Origin of the sequence: Sphingomonas antarctica (assembly GCF_965137005.1) — a bacterium.
GTDB lineage: Bacteria > Pseudomonadota > Alphaproteobacteria > Sphingomonadales > Sphingomonadaceae > Sphingomonas_O > Sphingomonas_O antarctica.
The window spans coordinates 1-16106 of record NZ_CBCRXM010000012.1; the positions used below are offsets into that span (position 1 = coordinate 1).

Genomic DNA, 16106 nt, shown 5'->3' on the forward strand with positions numbered 1-16106 from the left:
ATGGCCTGCTTCGCTACGCCCTACGGGCTCCGCTGCGCAGGCCATTGCTCAACCCGCGCTCATGCGCAACAACAACGCCGAGACTCTAATCGTAACCGGATGAAGGTTGGGGGTCAGGTCATGGCGATCATATATCCACACTTCCTGCCCTTGAGCATCAAGCGTCGTGATGTTGGGGGCACCAAACGCCTCTGCAACGTCCAGCTGCGTTGTCTGCCCAACATGCAACGTCATCTGAGCCATGCCGTGAGTCAGCGAATTGGGGTCGTCACGATCAATCGGCTTTTCGCGAGCCGCAACGGTCGTGGCACAAAGCGCAGCAGCTGCTACTGCTAAGATAAAACTCTTCATCATTAGTCCCCTGATGTATTTTGGTAATCGGGAATTATCGGATTGTCAGCAACAATTTAGCTGGCGCCGCGCAAACACGTCCCTGCAACTCACCCCTTCGGAGCTGGATCCACCGCGAAATCGAACACGCGCGTCTTCAGCGCGCCGTTCAAACTCTTGCCGCCGGCGCCGTCCTGCAGATCGAACAGAAAGCCGTATTCGCCGGGCGAGAGGGGCGCCGTGGGTGTCATGCGGAATACGCCGTCATCGACCTGATCGTAACTGAACGCGATGCGGTCGTCGTCCATCACGCCCGCCTTGCTGCCGTTCAACCCGAAGCTCGCCACCGGAATTTCGCGGCGGGATCGCTTGGCCGACAAGTGGATCAGCGAGAATTCGGTCGGGACGACGCCCCCGCCCAGCCCGGCGATGGTTGCCGTCCCGGAATTGGGCGCGGTGTAGAGATAGAAGACCGGCACCTTGGCGCTCGTCCGGAAGCGCGCGGCGCTTTGCGGAACGACGACTTTCACGACCTTCGAAGCCACGCCGCCGGTGAGCAAGAATGCGATGCGCCCGGTGCTTTTGGCCTGGTTCGCCTGAACCACGTCGAGCTTGATCATCACCGGATCGGCCCCAACCCCGGCTCCAACCGCGCCGACCAGCATGTACAGGCCCGCGGGATGCGGGGCGAGCGGATCGGCGGGAAAGATCACCTTCGCGCGATTGACCACGTTGGCGTTCGCCGCGTCGATCATCGCCATCAACACCGGCGTCGACACCCCCTGATGCTTCAAGGCGATCAACTGTTCGACCGAAATGTCGAATTTGGTCACCGACGCGCGCGTTTTGGCGATGATCACCTCATCGCCGAACCCCGCCGATTGCATCGCCAGCACGCCCGCATTGGTCAGCGTCTCCGCCGCGGCCGGGCTGGCGCACAGCAACGCCAGCGCCGTCAGATTCCGAATCATGCGATCACTTTCCCCTTGCGAGGAACGGTCTCACCTCAACCCTCAGTTTCCAAGGATTTTCTTCAGCACGTCGTTGACGACCTTGGGATTGGCCTTGCCGCCCATCGCTTTCATCGTCTGGCCGACGAAAAAGCCGAACAGAGCCTCCTTGCCGTCGCGATATTGCGCGACCTTGTCGGCATTGGCATCGACCACGCCCTGCGCCGCCGCCTCGATCGCGCCGGTGTCGCTGGTCTGTTTCAGGCCTTCGCGCTCGACGATCGCGCCCGCGCCATCGCCGGTTTCGAGCATCTTTTCGAACACCTGCTTGGCGAGGCTGCCGCTGAGCGTGCCGTCGCCCTGAAGCTTGAGCAATTCGCCCGCCTGCGCCGGGGTTACCGGCGAAGAATTGATGTCGCGACCCAGGCGATTGAGCGCGCCGAACAACTCCGCCGCGACCCAGTTTGCCGCCAGTTTCGCATCGACACCTTCGGCCAACAGCGCCTCGAACCAATTCGCCGTGTCGACATCCGCCGTCAGCACGTCGGCGTTATAAGCGCTGATCCCCAAGTCATTGGTAAAGCGCGTCAGTTTTACATCGGGCAATTCCGGCAAGCTCGCCTTCGCCTCCGCGACGAACTCCTCGCTCAACTCCAGCGGCAACAGATCGGGATCGGGGAAATAGCGATAGTCGTGCGCATCTTCCTTCGACCGCATCGAGCGCGTCACGCCCTTGTCCGGGTCGAACAGCCGCGTTTCCTGAACCACTTTGCCGCCGTCGTCGATCAACGCGACCTGGCGCTTGGCCTCGAACTCGACCACCGCCTGGATGAAGCGCACAGAATTGACGTTCTTGGTTTCGGTGCGTGTGCCGAGTTCCTCACCCGCGCGGCGTACGCTGACATTGACGTCGGCGCGCATCGAGCCCTGCTCCATATTGCCGTCGCAACTGCCGACGTAGCGCAGCAACTGGCGCAGCTTGCGGACATAGGCTCCAGCCTCTTCGGGCGACGTCATTTCCGGTTTGGAGACGATTTCCATCAACGCGACGCCCGAGCGGTTGAGATCGACATAGGACATCGTCGGATGCTGATCGTGCATCAGCTTGCCCGCATCCTGCTCGACATGGATGCGTTCGATCCCGATCGTCTTGTCGCCCTCGTCGGTTGTGACGGTCAGCGAACCTTCGCCGACAAGCGGATGATAAAGCTGCGAAATCTGGTAACCCTGCGGCAAATCCGCATAGAAATAATTCTTGCGGTCGAACCTGCTCCAGCGATTGATCTGGGCGTCGATGGCGAGACCGGTGCGCACCGCCTGGCGGATGCATTCGCGGTTCGGCACCGGCAGCATGCCGGGCATCGCCGCATCGATCAGCGACACGTTGGTGTTGGGCTCGGACCCGAACGCGGTCGATGCGCCCGAGAACAGTTTGGCGTTGGAGGTGATCTGGGCATGGACTTCCAGCCCGATCACGACTTCGAATTCGCCGGTGGCGCCCTGTATGCGGTAGTTGCTCATCCGGCGTGCCTTAGTGGACGGCACCGCATTGGAAAATAGCCGTCAGACATTCCCTGGCGAAACGGCAGACATCGCCCGCTTGGCCGCGTCGCCGATCGTGCGCGCCCACGCCCCCCAGTTCAGGACGCTTTCGAACCGTGCGCGCGCCGCGACGGCAAATGCCTCGTATCGAGGCCGATCCGACCAAAGACTTTCGATCGCCCGCGCGATGTCCTGAGGTTCTGCATTCACCGGGAACAGCAGGCCTGTCCGCTGATCCTCGACGATGGTCGGGATCCCGCCGGCATTCGTGGCGATCACCGGCACCGAATAGGCGGCGGCTTCGCAAAAAACGATCCCGAACGCCTCCGTCTCGCTCAGCACGATGAGGAAGGCGGCTTCGCGGTACAACCGGTCGAGCGTCGCGGCATCGACCGGATCGTCCTTGTCCAACCGGCCATGGACGTGAAGTCCGGGCTCACTGGCGATGCCCGGGTTGCTGCCGACGACGTCCAACACGCAGTCCGGGTGGCTCTGGCGGAGCAATCGCGTGATCGCGACCACTCGATCGCCGCCCTTGCGCTGCCAGTCGCTGCCGACGAACAACAGCTTCAGCGCGCTCTTGGGCAAGCGCTCAGGGCCGGGGTCATAAATGTTGGCGCCGAACGGGGCATGCTGCATCTTGCTGGCGAACTCCGGATAATGCCGTGCCGCATCGTCCGCTGCCCATTTGGAACTCAGGAAGACCGTGTCGATCCGCGCCAATGCGCGCCGCTGAATGGCATCGCCGCGCCGCTTGGTCCCATCACTCAAGCGCGCGTATTTCCCATAGTTGTCGAGCACCGTCGCATAAAGCGCGTCGCTGACGTGAAGGATGCGGCCCGCCCAGTCGAGATCGCTGACCTTGTGCGTTGCACCGACCGAGACCAAAACGTCTGCGCGAGCCCGGCGCAACTGCCGCGCCAAATGCCACGCATACAGCTTTGTAATGGTGCGCATGCGAAACAGGTCGAACCCCAATCGCACACAAAATTTGTTGGCGAACTGCATCGCCTGGTCGATCCGCGGCGTGTTGATCAGGATCGCATCGGGATAAGCCTCGGCAATCGCCGCCCAGGCGTGAAACGGCGTACCCGACCATTTTCGCACATCCGTCGGGTCATGGTTCGCTACTAACGCAAGGCGCAACTGATATCCCCCAAATGCCCGAACCAAACCAAAACTGATCCATTATCGAACAGTGCCAACCTTCAGCACCAAGGTTTATTGTGCAAGTGCGAAATGGCCAGCTTACGCTCGCCCGATCAATTTTTGCGCCATGCGGTCCGCCACGCGCGCCGGTGTATCGCCCGATGCTTCGCTTTCCGCCCAGATCGTTTCGAGCCGCTGAGGGATCAGGGCGATACGGCTTTCGACCTCGGCGCGGTCGCCCTGCCCCAGATATTCGAGCGCCACATTGATGATCCCCCCGGCATTGATCACATAATCGGGGGCAAACAATATGCCGCGCGCGTGCAGCCGATCCCCGTCATCGGGTGTCGCCAGCTGGTTGTTCGCGCCGCCGGCGACCACCGGCACGCGCAAAGCCGCGATGCTGTCGGCGGTCAGGATTGCCCCCAGCGCGCAGGGGCTCAGCACGTCCGCTTCGACGGCCAGAATGTCCGCTGCCGCAACCGCGGCACCGCCCAGTTCATCGGCCATCGCCTTGGCACGACCCGCCGACACATCCGCCAGGGTCAGGCGCGCGCCGTCCTTGGCCAGCAATCGCGCCAGTCCGCCGCCGACCGAGCCAACGCCCTGAATGGCAACGTGCCGCGCACTCATATCGTCGCTGCCGAACGCCCGCCGGGCCGCCGCTTTGACGCCCAAATACACGCCCATCGCCGTATAGGGACCAGGATCGCCACCCGCTTCGCCACCCGCGACCGGCAGGCCGCTGACGAACTTCGTCTCCTTGCGCACCGCGACCATGTCGTCGGTCGAGATGCCGACATCTTCTGCAGTGATATAGCGTCCGCCCAGACTGTCGATCGCGCGTCCGAACGCGGCGATCATATCCGGTGTCTTGGTATTATTCGCGTCGGCGAGGATAACCGCCTTGCCGCCGCCCATGGGCAAGCCGGCCATGGCGTTTTTATAGCTCATGCCGCGCGATAAGCGCAGGACGTCGGTGATCGCGTCGCCCTTGTCCGCATAATGCCAGAAACGTGTCCCGCCCGCCGCCGGGCCGAGATGCGTCGAGTGAATGCCGATCACCGCGCTCAGGCCGCTGGCGCGGTCGTGGAACATGTGCACGCCTTCGTGCGCGTCGAAATCGGGGAAGTCCCAGACCGCCGCCATCGCGTAAATCCTTGATGCTATGAAAAGAAATGGGGCGGACGAGGGGACTTGAACCCCCGACCCTCGGTACCACAAACCGATGCTCTAACCAACTGAGCTACGACCGCCGCAGGATGGTCGCGGCCCTACGCGGCAGGCGGTGCACTGGTCAAGTCAAAGCCGTCCGCCGACGCGCATCGACACGCCCAGCCCGCTCAATCGCCCGGCGTAAGCGCCGTCGCTGGTCAGCCGCAGCGTCAGCGCGACCGTGCCACCCGCATCCGTCAGGCGCGCCATCGCCGCATCGCCGTCGCAACGCAACGTCCCGCTCAACACCGGTGTGACTTGGGCATCGCCGAGCGGATACCGCATCGCCAAGCGCACACGTCCATCGGCGCGGGCGCACCGCGTGCCCGAAAAATGCACCGTCGCATCCTCGAGCACGAGGCGGTCGACCGGGATCTGGCCAGCGATAGCGGCGAGCGGCAGGCTGGCGGTCACATCGTCGATGCCGCGTCCGCCCGGCCACGCACTGATGGCCCCAACTCCCTCCACATTGGAGAGATCGATCCGCGCGCGGCCCACGAACAGCGGAAAGAAGTTCAACCGCACCGCGACGCGCCCTGCCGGCATCCCGCCGATCCGCGCATCGTCCAATGTGCCGCTCCACACTGAACCGCTTGCGCGACGCGCGGTGATCATGTCGTCGAGACCGAACATCGGCAGCGCGAGTGCCAGCGGAAACAGCGCCACCAACGCCACCAACGCCGTGACGATACCACCCGCGATTTCGGCACTGCGGACCCTCACTTGCCGCCTTTCAAAGTCGCATCCGCGCCGAGCGTTCCGTCGGCATTCGCATGCAGGTCGATCGTCGCGACGCGTAATCCCTGCCGTTCGAGCCCGGCCAACCAGCCGAACAGCGCAGGTGCCTTGGCGCTCGCGATGGCCAGCGACACGCCGCCGGTGCCGTCGCTGTCGACGCGGGTCAGCGTGAAGCCCGCGGCGCTGCCGGTCGAGCGCACCAGATCGATGGCGGACACCGTGCCGTGATAACCGCCACCGGCCCCGTCACGGAACGCCCGTCGCGCCGCGATCAGTCCTGCTTCGTCGCTGGCGGTGGCCAGTCGAGCTTCGGCACGAATGCGCGCCGCCGCCAGCGGCCGGGCAATGCCGAACCACAGGATCATCGCCGCCGCCATTGCGAACATCACGCCGAGCAGGACGCGCTCACGTTGCGACCGTTCGCTCCAGAATGTTTTGAATTGCGCGATCATGGCGCGCCCACCGTAAAGTCGCGGCTGGCGCGTCCGTCGGTCATCGCGGTCGGTCCGGCGCTTATCCGAACGCCCGATCCCGCCAGCCGTGCCTGAGCCTGATCGAGCGCCGCGGCGTTTTGCCCGCGCACGATCACGCGAAGCGCACCGGCGCCATCGACGCTCAGCGATGCGATCTCGGTTCCCGGGGTGGCCGCCACCGCCGCCACCGCCATCCCCGCCAAGGGCAAGGCACGCGGCGCACTTGCGGGCATCGCCGCCGCCGCGTTGGCGCGCTCGATCCGCTTCGCCGTCGCATCGATCCGCGCCACCGCGATCAATTCGATCGCCACCGTCAGGATCAGCAGCACCACCGCCAATCGGCCCAGCCGCCGCGCCGCGACCCAATCGATCGTCCAGCGGCGGCTGCGTGCGAACGCTCCCTGACGCAGATCGACTTCGGGCGTCGCGACCGCCGCCGCGATCGCGTCATCGCGCTCCGCATCGCTCAGGATCGCGGGTGTGTCGCCGAGCAACTCGGCCAGCCCGCTTTCCGCGACATAAGCGCTCGTCGATGTCCGCACGATCGTCTCGTCACCGATGGTCGCCTGCACCGCGCCGTCTACCGGCCGGGTGAGCAGCAATGCAGCAGGCACCACCGCATCGGGATCGACGCCTTCTTCGGCCAGGGTCGCGAGCAACGCCGCGACGACGTCGCGCTCGACCGCCACGACCGTCCGCCAGCCATCATCGTCCGCGCCGATCGCGACATGCAGCGCCTCGACCGGCGACAGGCTCGCCTCCCCGACGATCAGTCGCGCCGCGGCGCGCGCCTGTTTGTCGGTCAGGCCGGGCAATTCGACGCGGTGGACCGTTGCCAGCGCGCCCGGCAGCACCGCGACCACGCGCGAATCCGCCTCGCCAAGCTCGGTTTGCGTGCCATTGGGGAGCAGGACGAGGGTCATGTCGCCTCGCCATAGCCGCGCCGGACGAGTTTGGCAGGCTTCAATGCACCATCGATCAACGCATTTTCTTCATATTCCGCGTCGCCGTCGGTCACGCGCAGTTTCAGGCCGAACCAGCGCGACGTGACCTGCAACTGGCCCGCCGCGTCGCCCAGCGCGGCAAGCGCGGGCGACTGGCGAAATGTCGTGATGTCGGCCCACCCGGTCGTCGGACGGGCGGCGATGGCCCGCGCCGCCGCCGCAGGTTCGAGCGCGGGGCTCAACATCGCCAGCAACACCGCCTGGCGCTCGCTAATCGTGTTGACGTTGACCGGCGACAGGTCCGTCGTGGGCAGCGCACAGACATAGGGCCTGACGATGGTATAAATCTCGGGCGTCACCCCGGCGACCGCGCGCAACTCGCTCATGTCCGCCATCAAGGTATTGGCGGTGCGATAAGCGGGCTTGAGCGACAGATACAGGTCGTCCTCCGCTCCGCCGGGCAGCGGTGCCGAATCACTATCGATCCAGTCCGCTGCCGCCGCCGCGACCTGGCCCGCATTGTTCGCGGGAATGCCGAGCAGCACCATCAGCCGGGTGAATTGCGCCATCGCCTGGGGCCGTGCCGTAAGGCCGGTCGCCGCCTGGCCCATCACTAGCGAATTGAGGTTGAAGCAATTGCCCGCATCGTCGATCGTCGCCGCCGCGACGCCACGGTCGATCGGAAACCGCCGCTCGACGCCGTTCCAGTCACCCGCCAGCGTGGTGCGCGCGGCATCTTGATGGATCAGATCGCCGATCCGCCGCATCGCCAGCGCCTCTGCCGCATAGCCATAGGTCCGGGCCTGCGCCTGCCCCGATACATTCGACGCGAGCGCGGTCGCCAGCCGCAGCCGGTCCACCGCCGCCGCCGCCAGCACCGCGAGAATAGCGACGAGCAGCAGCACTGACAGCAATGCCGCCCCGCGTTCTGCATCGGGAAAGCGCGGCTCCGTCACGGATAGCGGCTCCCGACCAACGCCGCGATCGTCAGATCGGGCCTTTTGTCGCGCGACAAAGTCATCTCCACCGCACGCGGCAACAGATCGGCACGCGTCGGCTGCCAGCTCTCGCCCCAGTCCTGATCGCGGTAGCGCATCGTCACGCGCGTCACGCCGGTGGCCAGCACCACAGCCTGACCCTCGCTCGCGCCATCGACGCGGGCATAGGCCACGCGCTCCAGCCGTCCGTCACGCACGCGCCAATCGACACGGCGCAGCGCACTTTGCCCGATCGCCTCGGACCCCGTCACGCCCCCGCGCACGAAGCTCAGCACAGGCGCAGCGCCGACGCCGTTGCTCCCGCCAAATGCCGGTCGCGCGCCGCCGTCTTCTCCGCGCCATACCCGCGCTTGTGCCTGCGCCAGATCGGCGGTGAGCAAGGCGACCAGGCGCTGTTCCCCCGCATCGGCATCGAGCCGCGCCGCCGCCGCGCCTTGTGCGCGCACTGCACCGCCAAACAACGCCACGCCCGCCGCCGCCAGCATGCCGAAGATCAGCAGTGCGACCATCATCTCGACCAGCGTGAAGCCGTGTTGGGCGGAGTGTCCCGAGGGCCAGCTGCCGTCGTCCCGGCGCAGGCCGGGACCGCTACCGACGGTCGCGCTCCAACGCACGCGGCCCCGGCCTGCGCCGGGGCGACGAAATGGTGCACACCTCATTGGACCGTCCGCGCGAGCGTCAGCGCACCCGCCGGTCGGCCCGCATCGTCGCGCAAGGCCAGATCGATCCGCACGAAATCGGGATCGTCGGTCCGTTTGACCTCGCGCGTCCACGCCCAATTCCGCCCCGCATTGGCGATCGTGCCATCGGCATGCCCTACCGTCGGCGCCCGCGGATCGGTGAGCAAGGTCACCGCCAGATTGTTGAGTGTGACCTGCCCGTACGTCCGGTCCGCCACCGCCGCCGTCGTGCGCAGCGTCAACGCTTCGAGCCGGACCAGTGCCAGCGCGACAAGCCCGAATATCGCCAGCGCGACCAGCATTTCGATCAGTGTGAAGCCGTGTTCGGCGGAACGCCACGAGGGCGTGAAGCCGTGTTCGGCGGAACGCCCCAAGGACTTAAATCCGCACTCACTCTTCGACACGAACGGTCCCGTCCGCGCTGACTTGAACCGCGATGGCCCGGCCGGCGCGTTGCAGTCGCAAGGTCGCAGGGTCGCTGAGCCCCGTGCTGTCGAATGCGACGGTCACCGCGGCGGTCGCCCGCGTATCACGCTCCCATGCGACCGGACGCCCTGCCTTGCCGCCCCAAGGCAGCCAGCGCCCGCCGCGCCGTTCCTCGACGCGATAGCCCGCGCCGTCGGCCGTCACGCGCGCCGGACGCCCGCTCACGATCGCGGCATTGCGCGCGGCGACCGCGCGGGCGGCGAAGGCCGTCGCCTCCTGACGCAATCCAGCCGCTCCCGAAGGCAACGCCGTCACCACCGCCGCACTCGCCAGCGCGACGATGACCAGCACGACCATCAGTTCGATCAAGGTAAAGCCGGTTTCGGAACGTCTCGACGACGCAGGGCCACTTTCCCCTCCCATCGGGAGGGGCGAATCGCGCGGCGCGCGAGCCGGGGTGGGCGTCGCGACCGGGAAAAGCCACCCCCGCTCGGTTGCGCCGAGTCGTCTCTCCCGGTGGGAGGAGAAGACGTTACTGCCAGTTGCCGATATCGGCATTCTCGCCCGTTCCGCCCGGTTGCCCGTCGGCGCCCAGGCTCGTGATGTCATAGGCGCCATGCTGGCCCGGAAAGGCGTAGATGTACGGTCGTCCCCACGGGTCGTCGGGCAATTTCTTGATATAACCGCCACTCGCCGAAAGGACGCGCAGCCCCTGTTCCGCACTCGGATATTGGTTGGTGTCCAACCGGTAATGCTCGACCGCCTGATCCAGCGTCGCGATGTCGGCCTTCGCCTTGGTGCCGTTGGCCTTGCCCAATGACGGCAGCACGTTGATCGCGACGATCGTCGCCAGCAGTCCGATGATCACGATGACGACCATCAGCTCGACGAGCGTGAAACCATCCTCGTCACCCCGGCGCAGGCCGGGGCCGCGATAAACGGTCGTGCTCCAACGCCAGCGGTCCCGGCCTGCGCCGGGACGACGGAACTTCAACATCATCATCGTCCTACCAGTGTTTCGAGCTGCAAGATCGGCAGCAATATCGACAAGACGATCGTCGCCACGACCCCGCCCATCACCACGATGATCGCGGGTTCGAGCAGCGCCAGCGCGCCTTTCGTAAATGTATCGAACTCGCGCTCCAGATAATCCGCTGCGCGCGACAACATCGTGTCGAGCTGCCCCGACACTTCGCCCGACGCGGTCAGATAGACCAGCAACGGCGGAAATATCGCCGCGCGCTTCATGGCGCCCGAAAGGCTGCCCCCGCCACGGATCGCCTCGACGATACCTTCCGACGCCAGTTTGAGGCGGCGATTATGCACCGTCTTTGCGGTCAGGCTCAGCCCCTCGAGCAGCGGCAATCGCGCGCCGACCATCGTCGACAGCGTCCGCGCCATGCGCGCGGCATGCAGGTCGCGCGCCAGCCGCCCGATCAGCGGCAATCGCAGCCAGAACGTATCGAATCTCAGCCGTATCGAGCTATCCTGCAACGCGCGCCACGAGGCGAATCCGGCCAGCGCGATCACCGCCAGCATCGCCCACCAATAATGCGCGATCAGCCGCGACGTCGCCATCACGAAACGCGTCAGCAACGGCAATTGCTGCCCCATCGTATCGAACTGATCGACGACCTTGGGCACGACGAACACCATCAGCAGGATGACGACCAGGCTTGCGACCACCGACAACACGATCGGATAGGCCAGGGCCGTGGTGATCTTGGCGCGCATTTCCGCCTGACGTTCGAGCAGGTCGGACAGCCGTTCCAATATCTGCGGCAGCGTCCCCGCGCCCTCCCCTGCCGACACCATCGCACGGTATAACGGCGGAAAACTCTTTGGCTCGCGCGCCATGGCGTCGCTCAACCGCCGCCCCTCGACAACGCCGGCATGCACGCGGGACAGGATCGCGGCCGCACCCTTATGTTCTTCCTGTCGCGAGATCGTCCGCAACGCTTCCTCAAGCGGCGTGACGAGAGCCAGCGTGGCAAGCTGGCGCGTGAACAGGGTCAATTGCTTGCCCGATAATTTGCGCCCGCCAAATGCCTCGAAGCTGAACAGCGGCGCAGCGACCGGTGCCGCGCCATTCGCCGCCTCGACCTTGACGACGTAAAGCTTGCGTCCGGTCAGCCGCGCCCGCGCATCACTAACATCGTTGGCGGCGACCTGGCCGCGCCGTTCGCGCCCGGCGGTATCGAGCGCGAGATAGGCGAACTCAGCCATCTTCGCCGGTCCGCCGCGAAATCCGCACCGCTTCCTCGGGCGTTGTCACGCCGTCGAGCGCCATCTGCCGCACCGCGACCGACAGCGTTGGCGCGCGGCGGAATGCGTGCGCGACGATCGCATCCTCGCTGGCGTCTTCGTTGATCAGCCGCCGGATCGTCTCGTCGATCTTCACCGCCTCGAACACCGCGATCCGCCCGCGATAACCGCTGCCGCTACAGGTCTCGCAGCCGACAGGCTCATAAACCGCCGTTCCCTCGGCCACGCCCAGCAACGCCGCGACGTTTGCGCTCGCCGGTTCCGCGCGCCGGCACGTTTCGCACAGCTTGCGCACCAGCCGCTGAGCCATCACCGCGCGCAACGTCGAGGCGAGCAGGAACGGCTCGACCTTCATGTCGCGCATTCGCGTCACCGCGCCGATGGCATCGTTGGTATGGACGGTGGACAACACCAGATGCCCTGTCAGCGACGCCTGGACGGCAATCTCCGCCGTCTCCCGGTCGCGGATTTCACCGACCATCACGACATCGGGGTCCTGCCGCAGGATTGCGCGCAACCCCGTCGCGAAGCTCATCCCGACCTTGGTGTTGACCTGCGTCTGCCCGACGCCATCGACCGCATATTCGACCGGGTCCTCGACCGTCAGGATATTGCGCGACCCGTCGTTGAGCAGGCGCAGCGCGGCATACAGCGTCGTCGTCTTGCCGCTGCCTGTCGGCCCGGTGACCAGCAAAATGCCGTTCGGCTCCGCAATCGCTTCGCGCAGCACCCGTTCGCTATGCGCGTCGAGGCCCAGGGCCTCCAGCTCGATCCCGGCATTGTCCTTGTCGAGGATGCGCAACACCACCCGCTCGCCGCCGCGCGCGGGCAAGGTCGAAACGCGCACGTCGAGCGACTTGCCTGCCAGCGTCAGCCCGATGCGCCCGTCCTGCGGCACGCGCCGCTCGGCAATGTCGAGACGCGCCATCACCTTGATGCGACTGACGATGACCGGCGCGACATGCGGCGGCATCCGCAACGTCTCGCGCAGCAGTCCGTCGATCCGCATCCGCACCACCAGCCCGCTGTCATACGGCTCGATATGGATATCGCTGACGCCCTGCCGCACCGCTTCGGCGAAAATGCCGTTGATCAGGCGGATGACCGGCGCATCGTCGGCGCTGTCGAGCAAATCCTCGGCGCTGGGCAGCGCACTCGCCAGCGCATCGATTTCCTCGCGCCCCATCGCCAGCGCCGCTTCGGCACCGTCCATCGCGTAGCTGTCGCCCAGCAACCGGTCGAAATCGGCCGCCGGGGCGTGCGTCACCGCAAATGGCCGCGCCAGCCAGCGGCGCACTTCGATCAGCACCTTGGGGTCGCTGCCTTTGCGCAACGCAACGCCGTCGCCGGTCAGGATCACGCCGAACTTGCGCGCAAAGGCGTAAGGGATCGGCGCGATGCCGCTCATCGCCGCTTCCGCCGATCGACAGGCAGCGGCTGCACCGTCGTCGACGACACGCTGGGCATCAGGGTCCGCACCTCATTCTCCGCCACCGGCGGCGCGGGCGGCTCGATGCCCATATAATCGCGCAGCAATTCGTCGATGGACGGCTCGGCATTGGGGTCCTGAACCATCTGCGCGCCGCGGATATAGCCATAGCGTTGCGCCGCCAGCGCCGCCGCATCCGCCGCGGTGCGCAGGATCGTCGGGCGGATGAACACCATCAAATTGGTCTTGCCGCGCGATCGCGTGCGCGACCGGAACAGCTCGCCGACCAGCGGAATGTCCCCAAGCAACGGCACTTTTTCCAGCGTCCGCCGCTCGCTGTCGTCGAGCAATCCGCCGATCGCCATGATCTGCCCGTCATCGACGGTCATGGTCGTCTGAATTTCACGCTTGTTGAGGATCAGATCGGCCGAATTGGTCGTCACCGGCCCGGCAATCGAGCTGACCTCCTGACGCAAATACAGCTTGATCGTCCCGCCGGCATTGATCTGCGGCTTTACCTCCAGCTGGATACCGACATTCTGGCGCTGAACGGTGCGAAACGCATTGTCGAAATTGTTCGACAGCGCCTCGCCCGTCGTCACCGGGATTTCCTGCCCGACAAGAATTTTCGCTTCCTGATTGTCGAGCGTGACGATCGACGGCGTCGACAACAGGTTCGACTGATTGTCCTGCTGCACCGCGTTGAGGATCGCGCCTAGATAATAACCGCCGCCCAGCTTGATCGCCGCGCCGCCCACCCCGCCCGTCGCGGTGCCCAGGCTGGTCAGCGCGTTGGCGATCAGGTCGCCGCTGTTGGTGTTGCCGCTGGTCGTCGTGGTCGTCGTGCCGTTGACCGTCGTCGTCGTGGTCGTGCCGCCCGACAATTTGTTGGACAGCAATGCCGCGGCGATCGGCAGGATGCCGGGCACGACGTTGGAATAGGTCGTGAAGCCCCCGCCGCTCGGTCCACCCGCCGCCAGCTGGATGCCCAGCTTGCGCGCCGCCGTGTCCGAAATCTCGACGATGATCGCCTCGACCAGCACTTGTTCGCGCCGCGTGTCGAGCTGGCGGATCACTTCCCCCAACGTCCGCTGAACATCGGCGGAGGCGGAGATGATCACCGCGTTGACGCCTTCGTAGCGCGCGATGACGGCGTTCTTGCCGCTGCTGCCCGACGACGTGACGGTGGTGCCGGTGTTCTGCGCCGCGCTCGTCTCCGCGCTCGGCCGCACGGAAGTGCCGGGCAATTGCGGCGTGGACGGATTGGTCGAAACCACTTGCGGGGTGATCGACACCGATTGCCCGACCAGTTGCTGCAACACCGGCAGCAGTTTTTCGGCATCGGCATTCTGCAGGAACACCACGCGGATTTCGCTGCCCGCCGCCGCGCGCCGGTCGAGGTCGGCAACAATGGCGGCAGTCCGCGCGAGCGATGACGGATCGCCGCGCAGGATCACCGAATTGGAACTGTCGATCGCGACCGCCGCCACGCCGCTGCGCGCGTCGCCCGCATTCAGTCCCTGCAACGCCTGGACGATTTCGCGCGCCCCCGCATTGCGCAGCGCGATGACCCGCGTCTGACCCCCGCCGTCGGCATCCAACCGGCCCAACAACGTGCGGATGCGGCGGATATTGTCGGCATAATCGGCGACCACCAGGCTGTTCGCCGCCTTGTTGGCGCTGACCGATCCTTCGCGGCTGACCAGCGGACGCACCGTGTCGATCATCGACGACGCATCGACGCCGCGCATCCGGAAAATCTCGGTCACGAACGCATTGCGCGCCGCCCCGACGCTGCCAATGCGTCCAGGCTGCGTCGCCGCACCCTCAGAAGGCTGGATGCGATACGCCCCGCCGCCGATCGGCACCGCGATCAGGCCGTTGGCGCGCAACGTCGACAGGAACACTTCGAAATATTCGGAGCGGCTCAGCGGTCGGTCGGTCACCACCGAAACCTTCCCCGTCACGCGTTGATCGATGACGAAGGTCCGCCCGGTGACTTTCGACGCGTCCTGGATGAACGCGCGAATGTCCGCATCGCGCAGATTCAGGACTTGCTGTGCCAGGGCCGGCGTCGCCAGCGCCAGCGCAATAGCCGCTCCCCACAATTTCATTGCGTCGGTCCCTGCACGTTTACCGTCAACGTCTGTCCACCGCGCGTCACCGTCAATGCCGTAATCCCCGTCTCACTGGGCGCGGCCAGCGCCCGGTCGATCTGTGTGCCCTGTCTGACCGCCATACCATTGATTGCCGTCACCACGTCACCCGGTTGCAGGCCCGACGCGCGAAACGCCGGATTGCCGGCATCGCCGCTGACCGTCACGCCGTTCGGACCGGGCGCCGACAAGGTGACCCCGGGGATCGGCGAAGGCGCGGCGACCGGCACCACGGACGACAGCGACGGTGGCGGCGGCGGTCCGCCGACCACCGCGCGCGGCGGCACCGACTGGTCGAGAAACACCTGCTCCAACGCCCCGCCGCGATCGACCGTCACGCTGTCGAACGCCACCGATCTCAGGATCACGCCGGGCATCACCGCCTCGCCGGGGGCGTAACTGCTCTGCACTCCGTCCGGTCCGGCGAGGATCGCCGACCCCTGCCCCGTGGCGGCATCGAGGCGCACCCCGAACAGCTTGAGCGGCAGGCTGGACGCGGCAACCGGGCCATTGCTCGGCGACAGGCGCCCGAACGGATCGAACCGGCTGAGCAACGCCACGTCGGCGGGCGGGATCACCGCGCCGCCGCGCCAGTCACCCACCGGGCCGAGCGGCGTCACCACCACCCACACCAGCCGCGCGGCCTGAACCGCCAGCGCGACGATCAACGCGGCGCGCAGGATAGCGTAAGGCGCGGGGGCTGGTAGCCCCCGCGCCCAACGCCGCACTGCTGTATCAGCCGCCAGTTTCACCGCCCAAGGTCCGTCATGAATTCCGGACCTTAGGGGTGAACAGGCGTCCGCGCCAAGCG

General features: G+C 66.0%; 17 protein-coding genes and 1 tRNA gene. All 18 read right to left on the bottom strand.

Annotation, left to right across the window (positions count from 1 at the left end):
- Positions 1-48 precede the first annotated feature (48 nt).
- The 18 genes from ACM9ME_RS11630 to ACM9ME_RS11715 all read right to left on the bottom strand — a co-directional run bounded on the left by ACM9ME_RS11630 (position 49) and on the right by ACM9ME_RS11715 (position 16047).
- On the bottom strand, positions 49-351 hold the full coding sequence (locus tag ACM9ME_RS11630; RefSeq protein WP_415643629.1) for a hypothetical protein: 303 nt from the start codon (positions 349-351) through the stop codon (positions 49-51).
- Positions 352-440: 89 nt separating this feature from the next.
- On the bottom strand, positions 441-1301 hold the full coding sequence (locus ACM9ME_RS11635; protein ID WP_415643630.1) for a hypothetical protein: 861 nt from the start codon (positions 1299-1301) through the stop codon (positions 441-443).
- 42 nt (positions 1302-1343) lie between these two features.
- Positions 1344-2801, bottom strand: coding sequence for an Asp-tRNA(Asn)/Glu-tRNA(Gln) amidotransferase subunit GatB (gene gatB, locus ACM9ME_RS11640; protein ID WP_415643631.1), 1458 nt, complete (start codon positions 2799-2801; stop codon positions 1344-1346).
- Between the two features lie 42 nt (positions 2802-2843).
- Positions 2844-3929, bottom strand: a complete 1086-nt coding sequence (locus tag ACM9ME_RS11645) for a glycosyltransferase family 4 protein (protein WP_415643632.1) — start codon at positions 3927-3929, stop codon at positions 2844-2846.
- Between the two features lie 141 nt (positions 3930-4070).
- Positions 4071-5120: a Glu/Leu/Phe/Val family dehydrogenase gene (locus ACM9ME_RS11650; protein ID WP_415643633.1), complete on the bottom strand. Its 1050-nt coding sequence runs from the start codon at positions 5118-5120 to the stop codon at positions 4071-4073.
- A 30-nt stretch (positions 5121-5150) separates the two neighbouring features.
- Positions 5151-5227 (bottom strand) — tRNA-His (locus ACM9ME_RS11655).
- Between the two features lie 46 nt (positions 5228-5273).
- Complete coding sequence (gene gspN, locus ACM9ME_RS11660) at positions 5274-5909, bottom strand: type II secretion system protein N (protein WP_415643634.1); 636 nt, start codon at positions 5907-5909, stop codon at positions 5274-5276.
- Entirely contained in the window at positions 5906-6376 is a 471-nt protein-coding gene (gene gspM, locus ACM9ME_RS11665) for a type II secretion system protein GspM (protein ID WP_415643635.1), read from the bottom strand. Before gspM ends, gspN begins: the two co-directional genes overlap by 4 nt.
- Positions 6373-7320, bottom strand: coding sequence for a type II secretion system protein GspL (gene gspL, locus ACM9ME_RS11670; RefSeq protein WP_415643636.1), 948 nt, complete (start codon positions 7318-7320; stop codon positions 6373-6375). Before gspL ends, gspM begins: the two co-directional genes overlap by 4 nt.
- The gene (gspK, locus tag ACM9ME_RS11675) at positions 7317-8297 is read right to left on the bottom strand and encodes a type II secretion system minor pseudopilin GspK (RefSeq protein ID WP_415643637.1); all 981 of its coding nucleotides are present in this window, start codon (positions 8295-8297) and stop codon (positions 7317-7319) included. Before gspK ends, gspL begins: the two co-directional genes overlap by 4 nt.
- The gene (gene gspJ / locus ACM9ME_RS11680) at positions 8294-8953 is read right to left on the bottom strand and encodes a type II secretion system minor pseudopilin GspJ (protein WP_415643638.1); all 660 of its coding nucleotides are present in this window, start codon (positions 8951-8953) and stop codon (positions 8294-8296) included. The genes gspK and gspJ overlap by 4 nt, the downstream gene beginning before the upstream one ends.
- A gap of 41 nt (positions 8954-8994) precedes the next feature.
- Positions 8995-9393, bottom strand: coding sequence for a type II secretion system minor pseudopilin GspI (gene gspI / locus ACM9ME_RS11685; protein WP_415643639.1), 399 nt, complete (start codon positions 9391-9393; stop codon positions 8995-8997).
- 16 nt (positions 9394-9409) lie between these two features.
- The gene (locus ACM9ME_RS11690; RefSeq protein WP_415643640.1) at positions 9410-10063 is read right to left on the bottom strand and encodes a GspH/FimT family pseudopilin; all 654 of its coding nucleotides are present in this window, start codon (positions 10061-10063) and stop codon (positions 9410-9412) included.
- Positions 9978-10442, bottom strand: a complete 465-nt coding sequence (gene gspG / locus ACM9ME_RS11695; RefSeq protein ID WP_415643641.1) for a type II secretion system major pseudopilin GspG — start codon at positions 10440-10442, stop codon at positions 9978-9980. Before gspG ends, ACM9ME_RS11690 begins: the two co-directional genes overlap by 86 nt.
- A gap of 2 nt (positions 10443-10444) precedes the next feature.
- A complete protein-coding gene (gspF, locus tag ACM9ME_RS11700) occupies positions 10445-11671 on the bottom strand; it encodes a type II secretion system inner membrane protein GspF (protein WP_415643642.1) in 1227 nt (408 codons plus the stop codon).
- Positions 11664-13118: a GspE/PulE family protein gene (locus ACM9ME_RS11705; RefSeq protein WP_415643643.1), complete on the bottom strand. Its 1455-nt coding sequence runs from the start codon at positions 13116-13118 to the stop codon at positions 11664-11666. The genes gspF and ACM9ME_RS11705 overlap by 8 nt, the downstream gene beginning before the upstream one ends.
- Positions 13115-15253, bottom strand: a complete 2139-nt coding sequence (gspD, locus tag ACM9ME_RS11710; protein ID WP_415643644.1) for a type II secretion system secretin GspD — start codon at positions 15251-15253, stop codon at positions 13115-13117. The genes ACM9ME_RS11705 and gspD overlap by 4 nt, the downstream gene beginning before the upstream one ends.
- Complete coding sequence (locus tag ACM9ME_RS11715) at positions 15250-16047, bottom strand: type II secretion system protein N (RefSeq protein WP_415643645.1); 798 nt, start codon at positions 16045-16047, stop codon at positions 15250-15252. Before ACM9ME_RS11715 ends, gspD begins: the two co-directional genes overlap by 4 nt.
- Positions 16048-16106 lie beyond the last annotated feature (59 nt).

Coding starts and splice junctions, on each gene's coding strand:
- ACM9ME_RS11705 (WP_415643643.1), bottom strand. CDS start 13,118: ATGAGCGGCATCGCGCCGATCCCTTACGCCTTTGCGCGCAAGTTCGGC.
- gspL (WP_415643636.1), bottom strand. CDS start 7,320: ATGACCCTCGTCCTGCTCCCCAATGGCACGCAAACCGAGCTTGGCGAG.
- gspD (WP_415643644.1), bottom strand. CDS start 15,253: ATGAAATTGTGGGGAGCGGCTATTGCGCTGGCGCTGGCGACGCCGGCC.
- gspM (WP_415643635.1), bottom strand. CDS start 6,376: ATGATCGCGCAATTCAAAACATTCTGGAGCGAACGGTCGCAACGTGAG.
- gatB (WP_415643631.1), bottom strand. CDS start 2,801: ATGAGCAACTACCGCATACAGGGCGCCACCGGCGAATTCGAAGTCGTG.
- gspG (WP_415643641.1), bottom strand. CDS start 10,442: ATGTTGAAGTTCCGTCGTCCCGGCGCAGGCCGGGACCGCTGGCGTTGG.
- ACM9ME_RS11690 (WP_415643640.1), bottom strand. CDS start 10,063: ATGGCGCCTATGACATCACGAGCCTGGGCGCCGACGGGCAACCGGGCG.
- ACM9ME_RS11630 (WP_415643629.1), bottom strand. CDS start 351: ATGAAGAGTTTTATCTTAGCAGTAGCAGCTGCTGCGCTTTGTGCCACG.
- gspF (WP_415643642.1), bottom strand. CDS start 11,671: ATGGCTGAGTTCGCCTATCTCGCGCTCGATACCGCCGGGCGCGAACGG.
- ACM9ME_RS11650 (WP_415643633.1), bottom strand. CDS start 5,120: ATGGCGGCGGTCTGGGACTTCCCCGATTTCGACGCGCACGAAGGCGTG.
- ACM9ME_RS11635 (WP_415643630.1), bottom strand. CDS start 1,301: ATGATTCGGAATCTGACGGCGCTGGCGTTGCTGTGCGCCAGCCCGGCC.